This is a genomic window from Actibacterium sp. MT2.3-13A (assembly GCF_018139985.1).
In the GTDB taxonomy this organism is placed as follows: Bacteria; Pseudomonadota; Alphaproteobacteria; order Rhodobacterales; family Rhodobacteraceae; genus JAGSOU01.
The window spans coordinates 1-13,814 of record NZ_JAGSOU010000004.1 but is presented as its reverse complement, the minus strand read 5'-3'; the positions used below and the strand labels follow the sequence as shown (position 1 = coordinate 13,814).

Sequence of the window (13,814 nt, the reverse complement as noted above, 5' to 3'; positions counted from 1 at the left end):
GGCACGACTTAGCCTCCATGATCTGGACATTGGCACAAGTTGCATTGGGCGGCGCGCTGGGCGCGATGGGCCGCTATCTGACCGGCGTCGCGGCGGTGCGCGTCATGGGGCATGGCTTTCCCTGGGGGACGCTGGCGGTGAATATCGTGGGCTCGTTCCTGATGGGGGTTCTGGTGGTCGTGCTGGCCCGCAAGGGCGGCACCCATCTGTCGCCCTTGCTGGCGACGGGGCTGCTGGGCGGTTTCACCACCTTCTCGACCTTCTCGCTGGATGCGCTGACGATCTACGAGCGCGGGCAGGTCGCGCTGGCCGCGGGCTATGTCGCGGCTTCGGTGATCCTGTCGCTTGCGGCGATCGCGCTGGGGCTGGTGGTGACGCGGGGGGCGATGGCATGAGCGGCGTGCAGACAGTGACCGTGACCGAGGACGAAGACGATCAGCGACTCGACCGCTGGTTCCGCCGGCGTTTCCCCCATGTCGCCCAGGGCCGGATCGAAAAGATGTGCCGCAAGGGCGAGATCCGCGTCGACGGCGGCCGGGTGAAGCCCGCGACCCGCGTCGCCGCCGGCCAGCAGGTGCGCGTCCCGCCGCTGCCCGAGCCGGGCGAGCTGACCGCGCAGCCCAAGCCCAAGGTCTCGGACGCGGACACCAAGCTGATCCAGTCCTGCGTGCTCTACCGCGACGACCACATCATCGCGCTGAACAAGCCGCCGGGCCTGCCCACCCAGGGCGGCAGCAAGCAGACCCGCCATGTCGACGGCATGGCTGAGGCGCTGCGCTTCGGCTATGACGAGAAGCCGCGGCTGGTGCACCGGCTGGACAAGGACACCTCGGGCATTCTGCTGCTGGCGCGCACCCGCGCCGTGGCGGGCGCCCTGACCGCCGCCTTCCGCGCCCGCGAGACGCGCAAGATCTACTGGGCTGCGGTCGCCGGCGCTCCCAAGCCGCAGATGGGCACGATCCGCTTCGGCCTGGTCAAGGCGCCGGGCCACGGCGCCAAGGGCGAGGGCGAGAAGATGCTCTGCATCCATCCCGGGGCCGTGGACAGCACCCCGGGCGCCAAGCGCGCGGTCACCGATTACGCCGTGCTCAGCGCGCTGGGCGGACGGGTGTCTTGGGTGGCGCTGGTCCCGGTGACGGGGCGCACCCACCAGCTCCGCGCGCATATGGCCGAGATCGGCCACCCGATCATCGGCGACGGCAAATACGGCGGCTCGGGGCAGGAGAACCTGGGCGACGGCTGGGGCGCGCAGCTGGGCGGTGAGATTTCCCGCAAGCTGCACCTGCACGCGCGCTCGCTGCGGCTGATCCATCCGGTCACCGGCGCGACGCTGACCCTGACCGCCCCCCTGCCGCCGCATATGAAGAAGACATGGGAGACGCTGGGCTGGTCCGAAAGGGATGTGCCCGACGACCCGTTCGAGGACCTGGAATGACCCCTTTGCGTCTGGTCGTCTTCGACATGGACGGCACGCTGATCGACAGCCAGGATTTCATCGTCGAGGCGATGACCCGCGCCTTTGCCGAGATGGGCCGGCCCGTGCCCGCGCGGCCCGAGATACTGTCCATCGTCGGCCTGTCGCTGCCGCAGGCGGTGGCGCGGCTGGCGCCCGACATGGACGCGCGCGCCGTCGAGGAGGGGGCGGAGCGCTACAAGCGGTCCTTCATCGACCTGCGCGCCGAGCGCGGCGGCGAGGCGGCGGCGCCGATGTATCCCGGCGCCCGCGCGGCACTGGAGCGTCTCCACCCGCGCGACGAGTTGTTCCTCGGCGTCGCCACCGGCAAGGCCCGGCGCGGGCTCGACCATGCCTTCTCAGCGCACGGCATCGGCCATTTCTTTCACACCAGCCAGACCGCGGACGACCATCCGTCGAAGCCGCATCCCTCGATGCTGCTGGCCGCGCTGAGGGAAACCGGGGTCGAGGCCGAGGAGGCGGTGATGGTCGGCGACACCACCTTCGACATCGAGATGGGCCGCGCTGCGGGCTACCGCACCATCGGGGTGAGCTGGGGCTACCACCCGGCGCGGGCCCTGCACGCGGCCGGTGCCGATATCGTGATCGACGAATTCGACGCGCTCGACCGGGCGCTGAACATGTTCTGGGAGAGGGCGGCATGAGCGGCTGGACGGCGAAGCGGTTCTGGAAAGAGGCGACGGTGGAGCGCGAGGCCGAAGGCTTCGGCGTGCGGCTCGACGGCCGCCCGGTCAAGACGCCGGCCAAGGCGCCGCTGCTTGTGCCCACCCGGGCCCTGGCCGAGGCGGTGGCCGCGGAATGGGACGCGCAGCGGGAAAAGATCGACCCCGAGACCATGCCCGTCACCCGCGCCGCCAACGCCGCCATCGACAAGGTCGCGGCGCAGTTCGACGAGGTGGCCGGCCTGATCGCCGCCTATGGCGGGACCGACCTGCTGTGCTACCGCGCCGAGACCCCGGAGGAACTGGCCGCGCGTCAGGCCGAGGCTTGGGACCCGTTGCTCGACTGGGCCGAAAGCGCGCTGGGCGCGTGGCTGACGCCGACGGCGGGGGTGATGCATGTCGCCCAGAGCGAACCGGCGCTGGGCGCGCTCAGCGCCCGCGTGCACCGGCTCGACCCGTTCGAGCTGACCGCGCTGCATGATCTGGTGGGGCTGTCGGGCTCTCTGGTCATAGGGTTGGCCGCGCTCGAGGGCTGGGCCGATGCCGAGACCCTCTGGGCGCTGTCCAGAATCGATGAGACCTGGCAGGAGGATCTGTGGGGCGCCGACGAGGAGGCCGCAGAGACCGCGGCCCGAAAAAAACAGCAGTTCCGGCAGGCGCTTCACTTTTTCGAACTCCTGAAAAAGACGGATTGATGGGCCGGAAGCCTCCGGTTTCGCACAGTTTTTTATCAATCGGAAAAAAGCCCGCCGCGGCGGCGTTGACGCTTGGTCAAAACCGGCGGTGCCCTTGACGTTTTCGTGCTAATTTGCCCAAACTTGCGGCGCTGCGGGGGACCACTGCCTCACAGTATCACCCTGCTTGATCGGGGATGGGAAAACAGAAGCCGCCCAAATGGGTGGACCATCAGGAAGAGGTAAATATGAAGAAAACCGTATTTCTCGGCGCGCTGACCGTCGCCGGCCTGGCAGCCGGCGCTGCGGCTGCAGGTACGCTGGACGACGTCAAGGCCCGTGGCAAGCTGAACTGCGGCGTGACCACCGGTCTCGTCGGCTTCGCCGCGCCGGATGCCAACGGCGTGTGGAACGGCTTTGACGTGGGGATGTGCCGCGCCGTCGCCGCCGCCGTCTTCGGCGATCCGGCCGCCGTCGAGTTCGTGCCGACCACCGGCAAGACCCGCTTCACCGCGCTGGCCTCGGGCGAGGTCGACATGCTGGCCCGGAACACCACCTGGACCTTCTCGCGCGACGTCGACCTGAAGTTCGAATTCGTCGGCGTGAACTACTATGACGGCCAGGGCTTCATGGTTCCCAAGGCGCTGGGCGTGTCCTCGGCCAAGGAACTGGACGGCGCCACCGTCTGCATCCAGACCGGCACCACCACCGAGCTGAACCTGGCGGACTTCTTCCGTGCCAACAACATCAGCTATGAGCCGGTGCCGATCGAAACCAACGCCGAGGCGCAGCAGCAGTACCTGGCCGGCGCCTGTGACGTCTACACCACCGACGCCTCCGGCCTGGCCGCGACCCGCGCCAGCTTCGAGGATCCGTCGGCCCATGTCGTGCTGCCCGAGATCATCTCGAAGGAGCCGCTGGGTCCGCTCGTGCGCCATGGCGACAGCGAGTGGGGCGACGTCGCGCGCTGGACGCTGAACGCGCTGATCGCCGCCGAAGAGCTGGGCGTGACCTCGGCCAATATCGACGAACTGGCCAAGGGCACCAACAACCCGGAAATCAACCGCCTTCTGGGCAGCGAGGGTAACCTCGGCGAGATGCTCGGCCTGTCGGCCGACTGGGCCGTGAAGGCCATCAAGGCGGGCGGCAACTACGGCGAACTGTTCGAGAAGAACATCGGCGAGAACACCCCGATCGGCCTGGCGCGCGGCCTGAACGCGCAGTGGACCGACGGCGGCCTGCTCTACTCACCGCCCTTCCGCTGATATCAGCATGGCGAGGGGCGCGGCACGGTCCGCGCCCTTCCTTCTTTTCAGGTCCGAAAACAACAGAACAACTGGGCACGAAGAGCGCGGAGAAAAACGCGCCGCAAGGCCAAGCCCAGGGGCTACGGGGAAATCCGATGACGACATTCACCGACCCTCACAAGGAGTCGTTTCGTCTCAGCATGCTGATATACGACACCCGGTATCGCTCCATGACCATCCAGGTCGTGGCGATGTTCGGGTTCATGCTGATGGCGGCCTGGCTGATCAACAACACCATCCAGAACCTCAATGCGCTGGGCAAGCCGATCGATTTCGGGTTTTTCAGCGAACCGGCCAGCTATGACATCAACCAGCGCCTGATCGAATACAACTCGCGCGACAGCCATCTGCGCGCCTCCTTCGTGGGCCTGCTGAACACGCTGATGGTCGCGGCGATGGGCTGTGCGCTGGCGACGGTGCTGGGGGTGGTGATCGGGGTGCTGCGCCTGTCCGGCAACTGGCTCGTGGCGCGCATCATGACCGTCTATGTCGAAACCTTCCGCAACGTGCCCGTGCTGCTGTGGATCGTGTTCTTCATGGCCATGCTGATCGAGACCCTGCCCGCGCCCAACGCCTTCCGCGGCGAGAACGCCACGGCCTCGATGTGGCTGGGCGATTCCGTGGCGGTGACCAATCGCGGCCTCTATGTTCCCGAGCCGCTGTTCAGCCGCAGCCTGGGCGATGTCTCGTTCTTCGGCGCCTTCAACATCAGCCTCGACCTGATCGCGATTGTCGCGGTGCTGGCCGGCGGCCTCTACGTCTCGCACCGGATCAAGGTCCGCGCCGACCGCGTGCAGGAGGCGACCGGCATCCGTCCGACGACATGGTATCAGCGCCTGGGCGTTGTGGCCGTGCCGGTGATCGTGCTGCTGGCGGGGCTGGGCTTCCACCTGGGCTTCCCCGCGCTGAAGGGGTTCAATTTCCAGGGCGGCATCTACATGCGCAACTCGCTGTTGGCGCTGTGGCTGGCGCTGAGCCTCTACACCGCTGCCTTCATCGCCGAGATCGTGCGCGCCGGCATCCTGGCCATCTCACGGGGCCAGACCGAGGCCGCCGCCGCGCTGGGCCTGCGTCCGAACCGGATCATGAACCTCGTGATCCTGCCGCAGGCGCTGCGGGTGATCATCCCGCCGCTGATCTCGCAGTACCTGAACCTGACCAAGAACTCGTCGCTGGCGATCGCCGTGGGCTACATGGACATCACCGGCACGCTGGGCGGGATCACCATGAACCAGACCGGGCGCGAGCTGGAATGCGTGCTGCTCCTGATGCTGGTCTACCTGACGATCTCGCTTTCGATTTCGCTGGTCATGAACTGGTACAACGAACGCGTCAAACTGGTGGAGCGGTAAGATGGCAGATATTTCCTTTGTCCGAACCGAGATGCTGCCTGAAAAGACGCCGCCTGCCACCTCGGTCGGGCTGATCGGCTGGATGCGCGAGAACCTGTTCTCGGGCTGGTTCAACTCGATCCTGACGGTCGTGTCGCTGGGCTTCATCTACTATGTGCTGGCCGGCGTCCTGCCCTGGATGTTCCAGTCCAGCTGGACGGCGAACTCGCTGAGCCAGTGCCGCGAGGCGATCTCCGCCGCGCATGGCGAGGGCGCGAGCGGCGCCTGCTGGGCGGTGGTGCGCGAACGCTACCTGCAGCTGATCTACGGCTTCTATCCTGACCACCTGTACTGGCGCCCGAACATCGCCTTCCTGCTGACCCTGGCCGCGCTGGCGCCGATCCTGTTCTCGGCGCTGCCGCGCAAGATGCTGTGGCTGGCGGTCGTCGCGCCCTTCGCGGTGCCGTGGCTGCTGTGGGGCGGCTCCGCCTGGCTTCCGCTCTCGGCGGCGCTGGGCTTCGTGCTGGGCTATGGCGCCTTCCGCGGGGTCTCCCAATTGAACGGCAGCTTGGCCGCGATCATCGCCGGCGTCGCGGCGCCGGTGCTGTGGTGGATGCTGCTCGCGGGCCCGTTTGCCGCGCTGGTGCAGTCGATCCTGCCCGTCGGCATCGAGCCGGTCGAAAGCCGCGCTTTCGGCGGCTTCATGCTGTCGATCACCATCGGCGTGGTGGCCATCGTCTGTTCGCTGCCCATCGGCATCGTGCTGGCGCTGGGGCGGCAGTCGAACCTGCTGATCGTGCGCACGCTGTGCATCGGCTTCATCGAATTCGTCCGCGGCGTGCCGCTGATCACGCTGCTGTTCGTGGCCTCGACCCTGCTGAACATCTTCATGCCGCCGGGCACCAATTTCGACATCATCCTGCGGGTGATGATCATGGTGACGCTGTTCGCGTCGGCCTACATGGCCGAGGTCATCCGCGGCGGGCTCGCCGCGCTGCCCAAGGGCCAGTACGAGGCCGCCGACAGCCTGGGGCTGGACTACTGGAAGGCGCAGCGGCTGATCATCATGCCGCAGGCGCTGAAGATCTCAATCCCCGGGATCGTGTCGACCTTCATCGGGGTGTTCAAGGATACCACGCTGGTGTCGATCATCGGCCTGCTGGACCCGCTGGGCCTGTCGAACGCCATCCGGGCAGATGCCAACTGGAACGGCATCGTGTGGGAGCTTTACGGCTTCATCGCGCTGATGTTCTTCATCTTCTGCTTCTCCATGTCCCGCTATTCCATGTTCCTGGAGCGCAAGCTTCAGACTGGTCACCGTTAAGGAGTTCACAACATGTCTGAACTTGCCATCGACCGCAAAATCGACCGCTCCAAGATGAATGTCAGCGACGAGGTCGCCATCCAGATCGCCAACATGAACAAGTGGTACGGGTCCTTCCATGTGCTGCGTGACATCAACCTGACGGTCAACCAGGGCGAGCGCATCGTCATCGCCGGGCCGTCGGGCTCGGGCAAGTCCACGCTGATCCGCTGCCTGAACGCGCTGGAAGAGCACCAGGAGGGCCAGATCATCGTGGACGGCACCGAGCTGACCTCGGATCTGAAGAACATCGACAAGATCCGTTCCGAGGTCGGCATGGTGTTCCAGCACTTCAACCTGTTCCCGCATCTGACCATCCTCGAGAACTGCACGCTCGCTCCGATCTGGGTCCGTAAGGTGCCCCGCAAGGAGGCCGAGGCGACCGCCATGCATTTCCTGGAGAAGGTCAAGATCCCCGAGCAGGCGAACAAGTATCCCGGCCAGCTGTCGGGCGGCCAGCAGCAGCGGGTGGCGATCGCGCGCTCGCTGTGCATGAAGCCGCGGATCATGCTGTTCGACGAGCCGACCTCGGCGCTCGACCCGGAGATGATCAAGGAGGTGCTCGACACCATGATCGAGCTCGCCGAGGAGGGCATGACCATGCTCTGCGTGACGCATGAGATGGGCTTCGCCCGGCAGGTGGCGAACCGCGTGATCTTCATGGACCAGGGCCAGATCGTGGAGCAGAACGAGCCGGAGGAGTTCTTCAACAACCCCAAGAGCGACCGCACCAAGCTGTTCCTCAGCCAGATCCTCGGGCACTGACGCAAGGCGTTGTTTCCTGTGCATTACCCCCGGGCCAGCGGCCCGGGGTTTCTTTTGCGCGGTCCAGACCGGGCGCGGAGGGCGCGATGGCGCCCGCCTTGGGGGGAGGGGCGTGTGAGAGTCGCTTCCGCGCGCGGTTATTCCAGATCGCGCGGCACGACGAAATCCACCACCCGGCCGGTGCCGAAACGCACCTCCGCCCAGTCGCCAACGTCGAAATCGGCCACCAGCGTGGCGCAGGTGGGGTAGGCGGCGAACCGCGGATGGGCCGGCGGCGCGGCCAGCAGCAGCGCCGCGAACTCGGCGATGCCGGGGTTGTGCCCAAGCATCATCGCCGGGCTGGCGGCGCAATCGTGCAGCGCTGCAAGCATGCGGTCGGCCGAGGCGTGGTAAAGCCCCGGATCGCGCCGCATCAGGGTGCTTTCGGGAAATGCCGGCGCCATGCGCTCCCAGGTCTCCAGCGTGCGCCGCGCGGTGGAGCTGACCACCTCGGCGGGGACATGGCCGCGCGCGGCGAGCCAGGCGCCGATCAGCACCGCGGCGCGCTGGCCGCGCCCGTTCAGCACGCGGTCGTGATCGTCCTGCAACGGGTCGTCCCAACCGGACTTTGCATGGCGGATCAGGATCAGGCGCAGGGTCATCGGTGAAAGGCTGCCATGTGGAACGCGGATTGTTCGGGCATCCTGCCATAGGATCGGCTGACGGGACAGGCGCGTCGCACCTGGCAGCCGGCCGCAAGGCAGGACGCGCCCCGGTCGCTGTCGAGGAAGGCGTGGCAGGCCGGCACGTCATAGCCCGCCGCGCCCAGCGCGCCCACGGGACAGGCGCCGACGCAGGGGCGATCGTCGCAATCGTCGCAGGGGCAGGGCGGCGGCGGCGGCAGCTCCAGCCGCGTGCCCAGCGCCAGCGCGCCGCGCCACGACGCCATCAACCCGGCCCTGGCATGGACCAGCAGCCGGACCGGCGAGGGCCACGCGGTGCCCGCCCTCAGCGCCCAGTCGTAGAAGGGCCGCCACGGCGGGCCGGTGAAGGGGAACAGCGCCTCCGCCCCGATCTCATCCGCAAGCGCGCCGATCACCCGTGCCGACCAGCGGTCCAGCGGATCGGGCGCGCCGTCGCCGAATTCGGGCTGGGCGGAGACATGCGGCCAGAAGCCCGGCTCGCGCGGGCCGAGCAGTACCAGCGTGGCGCAGCCCTCGGGCGCGCCGTCGCCGGGAACGGGGTGAAAGGCACCGAAGATCTCAAGGGCGCACCGGGCGGCCAGCCTGTCGATCGCGGCCAGACCGGCCACCGCTCAGCGCGGCGCGCGGATCAGCGAGCCCGCGCCATGTTCGGTGAACAGCTCCAGCAGGCAGGCATTGGGGGCGCGGCCGTCGAGGATCACCACCGCGCGCACGCCGCCCTCGATCGCGGCGAGCGCGGTCTCGGTCTTGGGGATCATGCCGCCGGCGATGACGCCCGAGGCGGTCATCGCGCGGATCTGGTCGGGGGTGAGTTCGGTCACGACCTCGCCGCTCTCGTCCTTGACGCCGGGCACGTCGGTCAGCAGCAGCAGCCGGTCGGCCTTGAGCGCGGCGGCGATGGCGCCCGCAGCGGTGTCGCCGTTCACGTTGAAGGTCTCGCCGTCGCGCCCCGCGCCCAGCGGCGCCACCACCGGGATCATCTCGGCCGCGGCCAGCTGGCGCAGCACCGCGGGGTTCATCTCGGCCGGCGTGCCGACGAAGCCGAGCGCCGGGTCGGTCTGGTCGCAGACCATCAGGTTGGCGTCCTTGCCCGACAGGCCCACGGCCTTGCCGCCCTGGCTGTTGATCGCCTGCACGATTCGCTTGTTCACCAACCCCGAGAGCACCATCTCGACCACCTTGACGGTGGCCTCGTCGGTGACGCGCTTGCCGTTCACGAATTCGGACTTGATGTCGAGCTTGGCCAGCATCTCGTTGATCATCGGGCCGCCGCCATGCACGATCACCGGGTTCAGGCCGACCTGCTGCATCAGCACCACGTCGCGGGCGAAGCTTTCCATCTCCGCGTCGTCGCCCATGGCATGGCCGCCGAACTTGATGACGACGGTCGCCCCGTCGTAGCGCTGCAGGTAGGGGAGCGCCTCGGAGAGGGTCCGGGCGGTGGCGATCCAGTCGCGGTTCATGGCGGTCTGCTTTTTCATCCGTCGTGTCCTTTGAGGGCCTTTGGTAAACCGGCGCCGCCGATGCGGCAAGTGTTTACCGTCGCCCGCCCCCCGCTGCCGCGGCCCCCGCGGCGGGCCGCGGCATTACTCCAGCGTCGCGATGATGGCGCGCAGCGTGGCGATGCCGTCGCCCTTTTCCGACGAGGTGGCCACGATCTCGGGGAAGGCGGCGGGGTGCTTGGCCAGCGCCGCGCGAACCTGGTCGAGCACCCGCTCGCGGTCCTTTTCCTTCACCTTGTCGGATTTGGTCAGCACCACCTGGAAGGGCACGGCGGCCTGGTCGAGCAGAGTGAGGATCTCTTCGTCCACCTTCTTGACGCCGTGACGGTGGTCGATCAGCACGAAGGCGCGGCGCAGGGTCTGCCGGCCCTGGAGATAGGCCTTCAGCAGGCGCTGCCATTTCTCGACCACGGCCAGAGGCGCCTCGGCGAAGCCGTAGCCGGGCAGGTCGACGAGGTAATGGCTGTCGCCGCAGGTGAAATAGTTGATCTCCTGCGTGCGCCCCGGCGTGTTCGAGGCGCGGGCGAGCCCCTTGCGCCCCGTCAGCGCGTTGATCAGGCTGGATTTCCCGACGTTGGAGCGACCGGCGAAACAGACCTCCAGCCGGTCGGCGGGCGGCAGCCCGTCCATGGCCACCACGCCCTTGAGGAAATCGGTCGCGCCCGCGAACAGCAGACGACCCTTCTCGCGGGTGATCTCGTCGGGCTCCTCGGCCAGGGGGAAGGGCAGGGCAGTCATGGCACGCTCACCTCGTCTCTGGGCGCGGGGGAGGCGGGGGCCGCCGTGCGGGCGGCCCCGGCCCTCATTTCTTGTCCGACTTGGACTTTTTCCTGAAGCTCGACCTGATGTTGCCGAACACGTCCGGTTTGAAGCCGTGGCTGCGCATGATCAGGTATTGCTGGGTGAAGGTGATCGTGTTGTTCGCGATCCAGTAGAGCACGAGGCCCGAGGCGAACTTGCCCAGCATGAACATGAACACCCAGGGCATCCAGGCAAAGACCATCGCCTGCGCCGGGTCGGTGGGGGCCGGGTTCAGCTTCTGCTGCAGGTACATCGAGATGCCCAGCAGGATCGGCAGCACGCCCAGCGAGATCAGCTGGAACGCCCCCAGGTCCGGCACGGCATAGGGCAGCAGGCCGAACAGGTTGATGATCGAGGACGGATCGGGTGCGCTGAGGTCCTGGATCCAGCCGATCCACGCCGCCTGGCGCAGTTCGATGGTGACGAAGATCACCTTGTAGAGCGAGAAGAAGATCGGGATCTGCAGCAGGATCGGCAGGCAGCCCGAGGCGGGATTCACCTTTTCCTTCTTGTAGAGCTCCATCATCGCCTGCTGGAGTTTCTGGCGGTCGCCGCCGGCTTCTTCCTTCAGCTTCTCCATCCGCGGCTGAAGCTCTTTCATCTTCGCCATGGAGCTGTAGGACTTGTAGGCCAGCGGGAACAGAACGGCCTTGATCACGAAGGTCAGCGCGATGATCGACCAGCCCATGTTGCCGATGAAGCCGTGCAGCCAGTGCAGCATGGAGAAGATCGGCTTGGTCAGGAAGAAGAAGATCCCCCAGTCGATCGAGTCGATGAAGCGGAAGATGCCGGTGTCATTCTGGTAATGACGGATGGTTTCCCATTCCTTCGCGCCGGCGAACAGCATGGTCTCGGTCTGGGCCGAGCCGCCCGCGGCCACCTCGATCACCGGCAGACGGGTCTCGACCTGGTAGATGTCGGCGCCGGAGACGTATTTCACCACCGAGGTGAAGGCCTGGCCGGGGCTGGGGATCAGCGTGGTCATCCAGTATTTGTCGGTGAAGCCGATCCAGCCGTTCGCCTCGACCTGCACGACCTCGGCGCGGGCGGCCTCGCGGTCGACGAAATCCATGTCGGGCATGTCTTTGTACTTGATCTCTTCCAGTTCCTTGTCGGACTGGCGGACCACGCCTTCGTGCAGCACATAGAAGCCCGCGGTCTCGGGTTCGCCGTGGCGGGCGACGATGCCGTAGGGGGCCATGCGGACCGGCGCGCCGGTGGCGTTCTCGACCGACTGGGTGACGGTGAAGAGGTAATTTTCGTCCACCGCGACGGTGCGGCGGAAGGTCAGGCCCTTGCCGTTGTCCCATTTCAGGGTGACGGGGCTGTCCGGGGTCAGGGTCTCGCCGCGCTCGAGCGTCCACAGCGTGTTGGCGCCGGGCACGTCCTCATAGCCCAGATCGCCGGCCGGGGCCCAGCCGTAGAGCGCGTAATAGGGCTTCTCCGCGCTGACCGGCGAGAGCAGCGACACCTTGCCGGAGTCGGGCTCCAGCGTCTCGTTGTAGTCGCTCAGCGAAAGTGTATCGATGCGCCCGCCCAGCAGCGACAGCGCGCCGGCCAGGCGCGGGGTCTCGATCGCCACGCGCGGCGCCGTGGCCGCGGGGCTGGGTGCGGGCTCGGCCGCGGTGGCCGCTGCCGGGGCGCCCGCGGCCGGCGGGGTTACGGCCTGTCCGGGGGCGGCCGTCCCGGCGGTCTGGGTCACGGCGGGCGCGTTGGGATCGACCACGGGCTCTTCCGGCGGGAAGAGGATGAACCACGCAAGGATCACAATGAAGCTGAGCGCTGTTGCGAGGATGAGGTTCTTGTTCTGATCGTCCATGAGGGGCCGCCACCTGTCCTGTGAAAGGTCACGGAGGTTCAACAGACTGAGCGCCCGGAGGTCAAGCGGTTTTCACCGAATACCCCGGCGCTAACCCGCCTGCAGGCCCAGGCGGACGGCCCGCTGCAGTTTTCCGTTGTGCCCGCGCATCCAGGCCAGCGTGTCCTCGAAGGGGAGCGGCTGTCCGATGCCGTGGCCCTGGACATGCCCGCAGCCCAGCTGCGCCAGCAGCGCGTGCTCGCCCACCCGCTCCACCCCCGTGGCGAGGGTGCCGAGGCCCAGCCGCTCGCACATCATCAGAATGCCGGCGACCATGTCCTGCTGGGCGCGGTCGCGGTCGACGCGGGCGATGAAGGCGCGATCGATCTTGAGCCGGCTCACGGCGAAGCGCCGGATCGCCGCCAGCGAGGCCTCGCCGGTGCCGAAATGGTCCAGGTCGATGCCGCAACCGCGCTGCGCCAGCGCCGCGATGTTGCGGGCCACTATGTCATCGTCCGCGCCGGAGAGCACGCTTTCCACCACCTCCAGCGTCAGCCGCCCCGGCGCGACGCCGAAGCGGTCGAGCGTCCGGATGATGCGCTCGGCCGTCCCGGGGTCGCGCAACTCGGGGCCGGAGACATTGATGCCCACCGCCGGCACGTTGAGCCCGGCCTTGTCCCAGCTGCGCAGGGCCGACAGCGTGTGGACCAGGATCCGGTCGTTCAGCCGCCCCGACAGGCCGGTCTGCACGATCACCGGCAGGAACGCCTCCGGCGGGATCACCCCGTGGGTGGGATGGCGCCAATGCGCCAGGGCCTCGAATCCGGTGACCGCGCCGGTGTCGGTCGAGGTCTGGGGCTGGAACCAGGGCCGGATCTGGTCGCGGTCCAGCGCCTCGGCCACCTCGTCGGCGAGGCCGCTGCGAAACCTGGCCGAGACTTGCATCGCGCGCGAAAAGGCGCGGATCGCGCCGGGGCCGTGCCGGCGGGCCTCGCGCAGGGCGGTCTCGGCGGCGGTCAGCAGGGCGGCGCCGTCGCGGCCCGGGCTGCGCTCGGGCAGGCAGAAGCCGATCGAGCAGGTCAGGCGGGCGCTGCCCCCGCCGATGACGAGCGGCTCGTCCAGCGCGTCCTGCAGGCCGCCCGCGATCTGCGTCAGCGCGCCGGCATCGGCGCGGGGCATCGGGCCGAGCGCGACGGCGAAACGCGCCCGGTCCAGCCGGCCCAGCAGGTCGCTGCCGCGCAGCGCGGCCAGCAGCCGTTCGGCCGCCCGCGCCGGCGCGACGTCTGCGGCCGCGCGGCCCAGTCGCCGCTCGATCTTTTCGAGCCCCTCCAGTTCGAGCGCGAGGCAGGCGGTGGCCGTGTTCCGGCCGTCGCGGTCGGCCAGCGCGCGGTCCAGCGCGGCGATGACCGCCTGCCGCGGCGGCTGGCCCGCCGCCGGATCGCGCGCGGCGGCCC

At 68.0% G+C, this 13,814-nt stretch carries 14 protein-coding genes; 8 read left to right on the top strand and 6 right to left on the bottom strand.

Annotated features, from left to right (window positions below):
- Positions 1–17 precede the first annotated feature (17 nt).
- The 8 genes from crcB (at position 18) to KCI33_RS04930 (ending at position 7,576) form a co-directional block, all read left to right on the top strand.
- Positions 18–395: a fluoride efflux transporter CrcB gene (gene crcB / locus KCI33_RS04965; protein WP_212523661.1), complete on the top strand. Its 378-nt coding sequence runs from the start codon at positions 18–20 to the stop codon at positions 393–395.
- Positions 392–1,435 (top strand): RluA family pseudouridine synthase, encoded by a 1,044-nt coding sequence (locus KCI33_RS04960; protein WP_212523660.1) that lies wholly within the window; start codon positions 392–394, stop codon positions 1,433–1,435. The genes crcB and KCI33_RS04960 overlap by 4 nt, the downstream gene beginning before the upstream one ends.
- Positions 1,432–2,118 (top strand): HAD-IA family hydrolase, encoded by a 687-nt coding sequence (locus KCI33_RS04955; protein WP_212523659.1) that lies wholly within the window; start codon positions 1,432–1,434, stop codon positions 2,116–2,118. Before KCI33_RS04960 ends, KCI33_RS04955 begins: the two co-directional genes overlap by 4 nt.
- A complete protein-coding gene (locus tag KCI33_RS04950; protein ID WP_212523658.1) occupies positions 2,115–2,831 on the top strand; it encodes an ATP12 family protein in 717 nt (238 codons plus the stop codon). Before KCI33_RS04955 ends, KCI33_RS04950 begins: the two co-directional genes overlap by 4 nt.
- Before the next feature lie 227 nt (positions 2,832–3,058).
- The gene (locus tag KCI33_RS04945; protein WP_212523657.1) at positions 3,059–4,075 is read left to right on the top strand and encodes an amino acid ABC transporter substrate-binding protein; all 1,017 of its coding nucleotides are present in this window, start codon (positions 3,059–3,061) and stop codon (positions 4,073–4,075) included.
- A gap of 137 nt (positions 4,076–4,212) precedes the next feature.
- A complete protein-coding gene (locus tag KCI33_RS04940) occupies positions 4,213–5,469 on the top strand; it encodes an ABC transporter permease subunit (RefSeq protein WP_212523656.1) in 1,257 nt (418 codons plus the stop codon).
- 1 nt (position 5,470) lies between these two features.
- The gene (locus KCI33_RS04935; protein ID WP_212523655.1) at positions 5,471–6,772 is read left to right on the top strand and encodes an amino acid ABC transporter permease; all 1,302 of its coding nucleotides are present in this window, start codon (positions 5,471–5,473) and stop codon (positions 6,770–6,772) included.
- Positions 6,773–6,784: 12 nt separating this feature from the next.
- Positions 6,785–7,576 (top strand): amino acid ABC transporter ATP-binding protein, encoded by a 792-nt coding sequence (locus KCI33_RS04930; protein WP_282960707.1) that lies wholly within the window; start codon positions 6,785–6,787, stop codon positions 7,574–7,576.
- Between the two features lie 137 nt (positions 7,577–7,713).
- On the opposite strand, the gene KCI33_RS04925 is transcribed toward KCI33_RS04930, so the two are convergent.
- From KCI33_RS04925 to KCI33_RS04900, 6 genes are all read right to left on the bottom strand, one after another.
- Positions 7,714–8,217 carry a histidine phosphatase family protein gene (locus tag KCI33_RS04925; protein ID WP_212523654.1) on the bottom strand — a complete coding sequence of 168 codons (504 nt, stop codon included), beginning with the start codon at positions 8,215–8,217 and terminating at the stop codon, positions 7,714–7,716.
- Entirely contained in the window at positions 8,214–8,867 is a 654-nt protein-coding gene (locus tag KCI33_RS04920) for a ferredoxin (protein WP_349252178.1), read from the bottom strand. The genes KCI33_RS04925 and KCI33_RS04920 overlap by 4 nt, the downstream gene beginning before the upstream one ends.
- Positions 8,868–8,870: 3 nt before the next feature.
- On the bottom strand, positions 8,871–9,740 hold the full coding sequence (argB, locus tag KCI33_RS04915) for an acetylglutamate kinase (protein ID WP_212523653.1): 870 nt from the start codon (positions 9,738–9,740) through the stop codon (positions 8,871–8,873).
- Between the two features lie 105 nt (positions 9,741–9,845).
- On the bottom strand, positions 9,846–10,499 hold the full coding sequence (yihA, locus tag KCI33_RS04910) for a ribosome biogenesis GTP-binding protein YihA/YsxC (RefSeq protein ID WP_212523652.1): 654 nt from the start codon (positions 10,497–10,499) through the stop codon (positions 9,846–9,848).
- Positions 10,500–10,563: 64 nt separating this feature from the next.
- Entirely contained in the window at positions 10,564–12,381 is a 1,818-nt protein-coding gene (gene yidC, locus KCI33_RS04905; protein WP_212523651.1) for a membrane protein insertase YidC, read from the bottom strand.
- A 90-nt stretch (positions 12,382–12,471) separates the two neighbouring features.
- On the bottom strand, positions 12,472–13,814 hold a 1,343-nt coding region (locus tag KCI33_RS04900; RefSeq protein WP_212523650.1), incomplete at its 5' end, for a GGDEF domain-containing phosphodiesterase.

Coding starts and splice junctions, on each gene's coding strand:
- KCI33_RS04940 (WP_212523656.1), top strand. CDS start 4,213: ATGACGACATTCACCGACCCTCACAAGGAGTCGTTTCGTCTCAGCATG.
- KCI33_RS04935 (WP_212523655.1), top strand. CDS start 5,471: ATGGCAGATATTTCCTTTGTCCGAACCGAGATGCTGCCTGAAAAGACG.
- KCI33_RS04930 (WP_282960707.1), top strand. CDS start 6,785: ATGTCTGAACTTGCCATCGACCGCAAAATCGACCGCTCCAAGATGAAT.
- KCI33_RS04950 (WP_212523658.1), top strand. CDS start 2,115: ATGAGCGGCTGGACGGCGAAGCGGTTCTGGAAAGAGGCGACGGTGGAG.
- yihA (WP_212523652.1), bottom strand. CDS start 10,499: ATGACTGCCCTGCCCTTCCCCCTGGCCGAGGAGCCCGACGAGATCACC.
- crcB (WP_212523661.1), top strand. CDS start 18: ATGATCTGGACATTGGCACAAGTTGCATTGGGCGGCGCGCTGGGCGCG.
- argB (WP_212523653.1), bottom strand. CDS start 9,740: ATGAAAAAGCAGACCGCCATGAACCGCGACTGGATCGCCACCGCCCGG.
- yidC (WP_212523651.1), bottom strand. CDS start 12,381: ATGGACGATCAGAACAAGAACCTCATCCTCGCAACAGCGCTCAGCTTC.
- KCI33_RS04925 (WP_212523654.1), bottom strand. CDS start 8,217: ATGACCCTGCGCCTGATCCTGATCCGCCATGCAAAGTCCGGTTGGGAC.
- KCI33_RS04955 (WP_212523659.1), top strand. CDS start 1,432: ATGACCCCTTTGCGTCTGGTCGTCTTCGACATGGACGGCACGCTGATC.
- KCI33_RS04945 (WP_212523657.1), top strand. CDS start 3,059: ATGAAGAAAACCGTATTTCTCGGCGCGCTGACCGTCGCCGGCCTGGCA.
- KCI33_RS04960 (WP_212523660.1), top strand. CDS start 392: ATGAGCGGCGTGCAGACAGTGACCGTGACCGAGGACGAAGACGATCAG.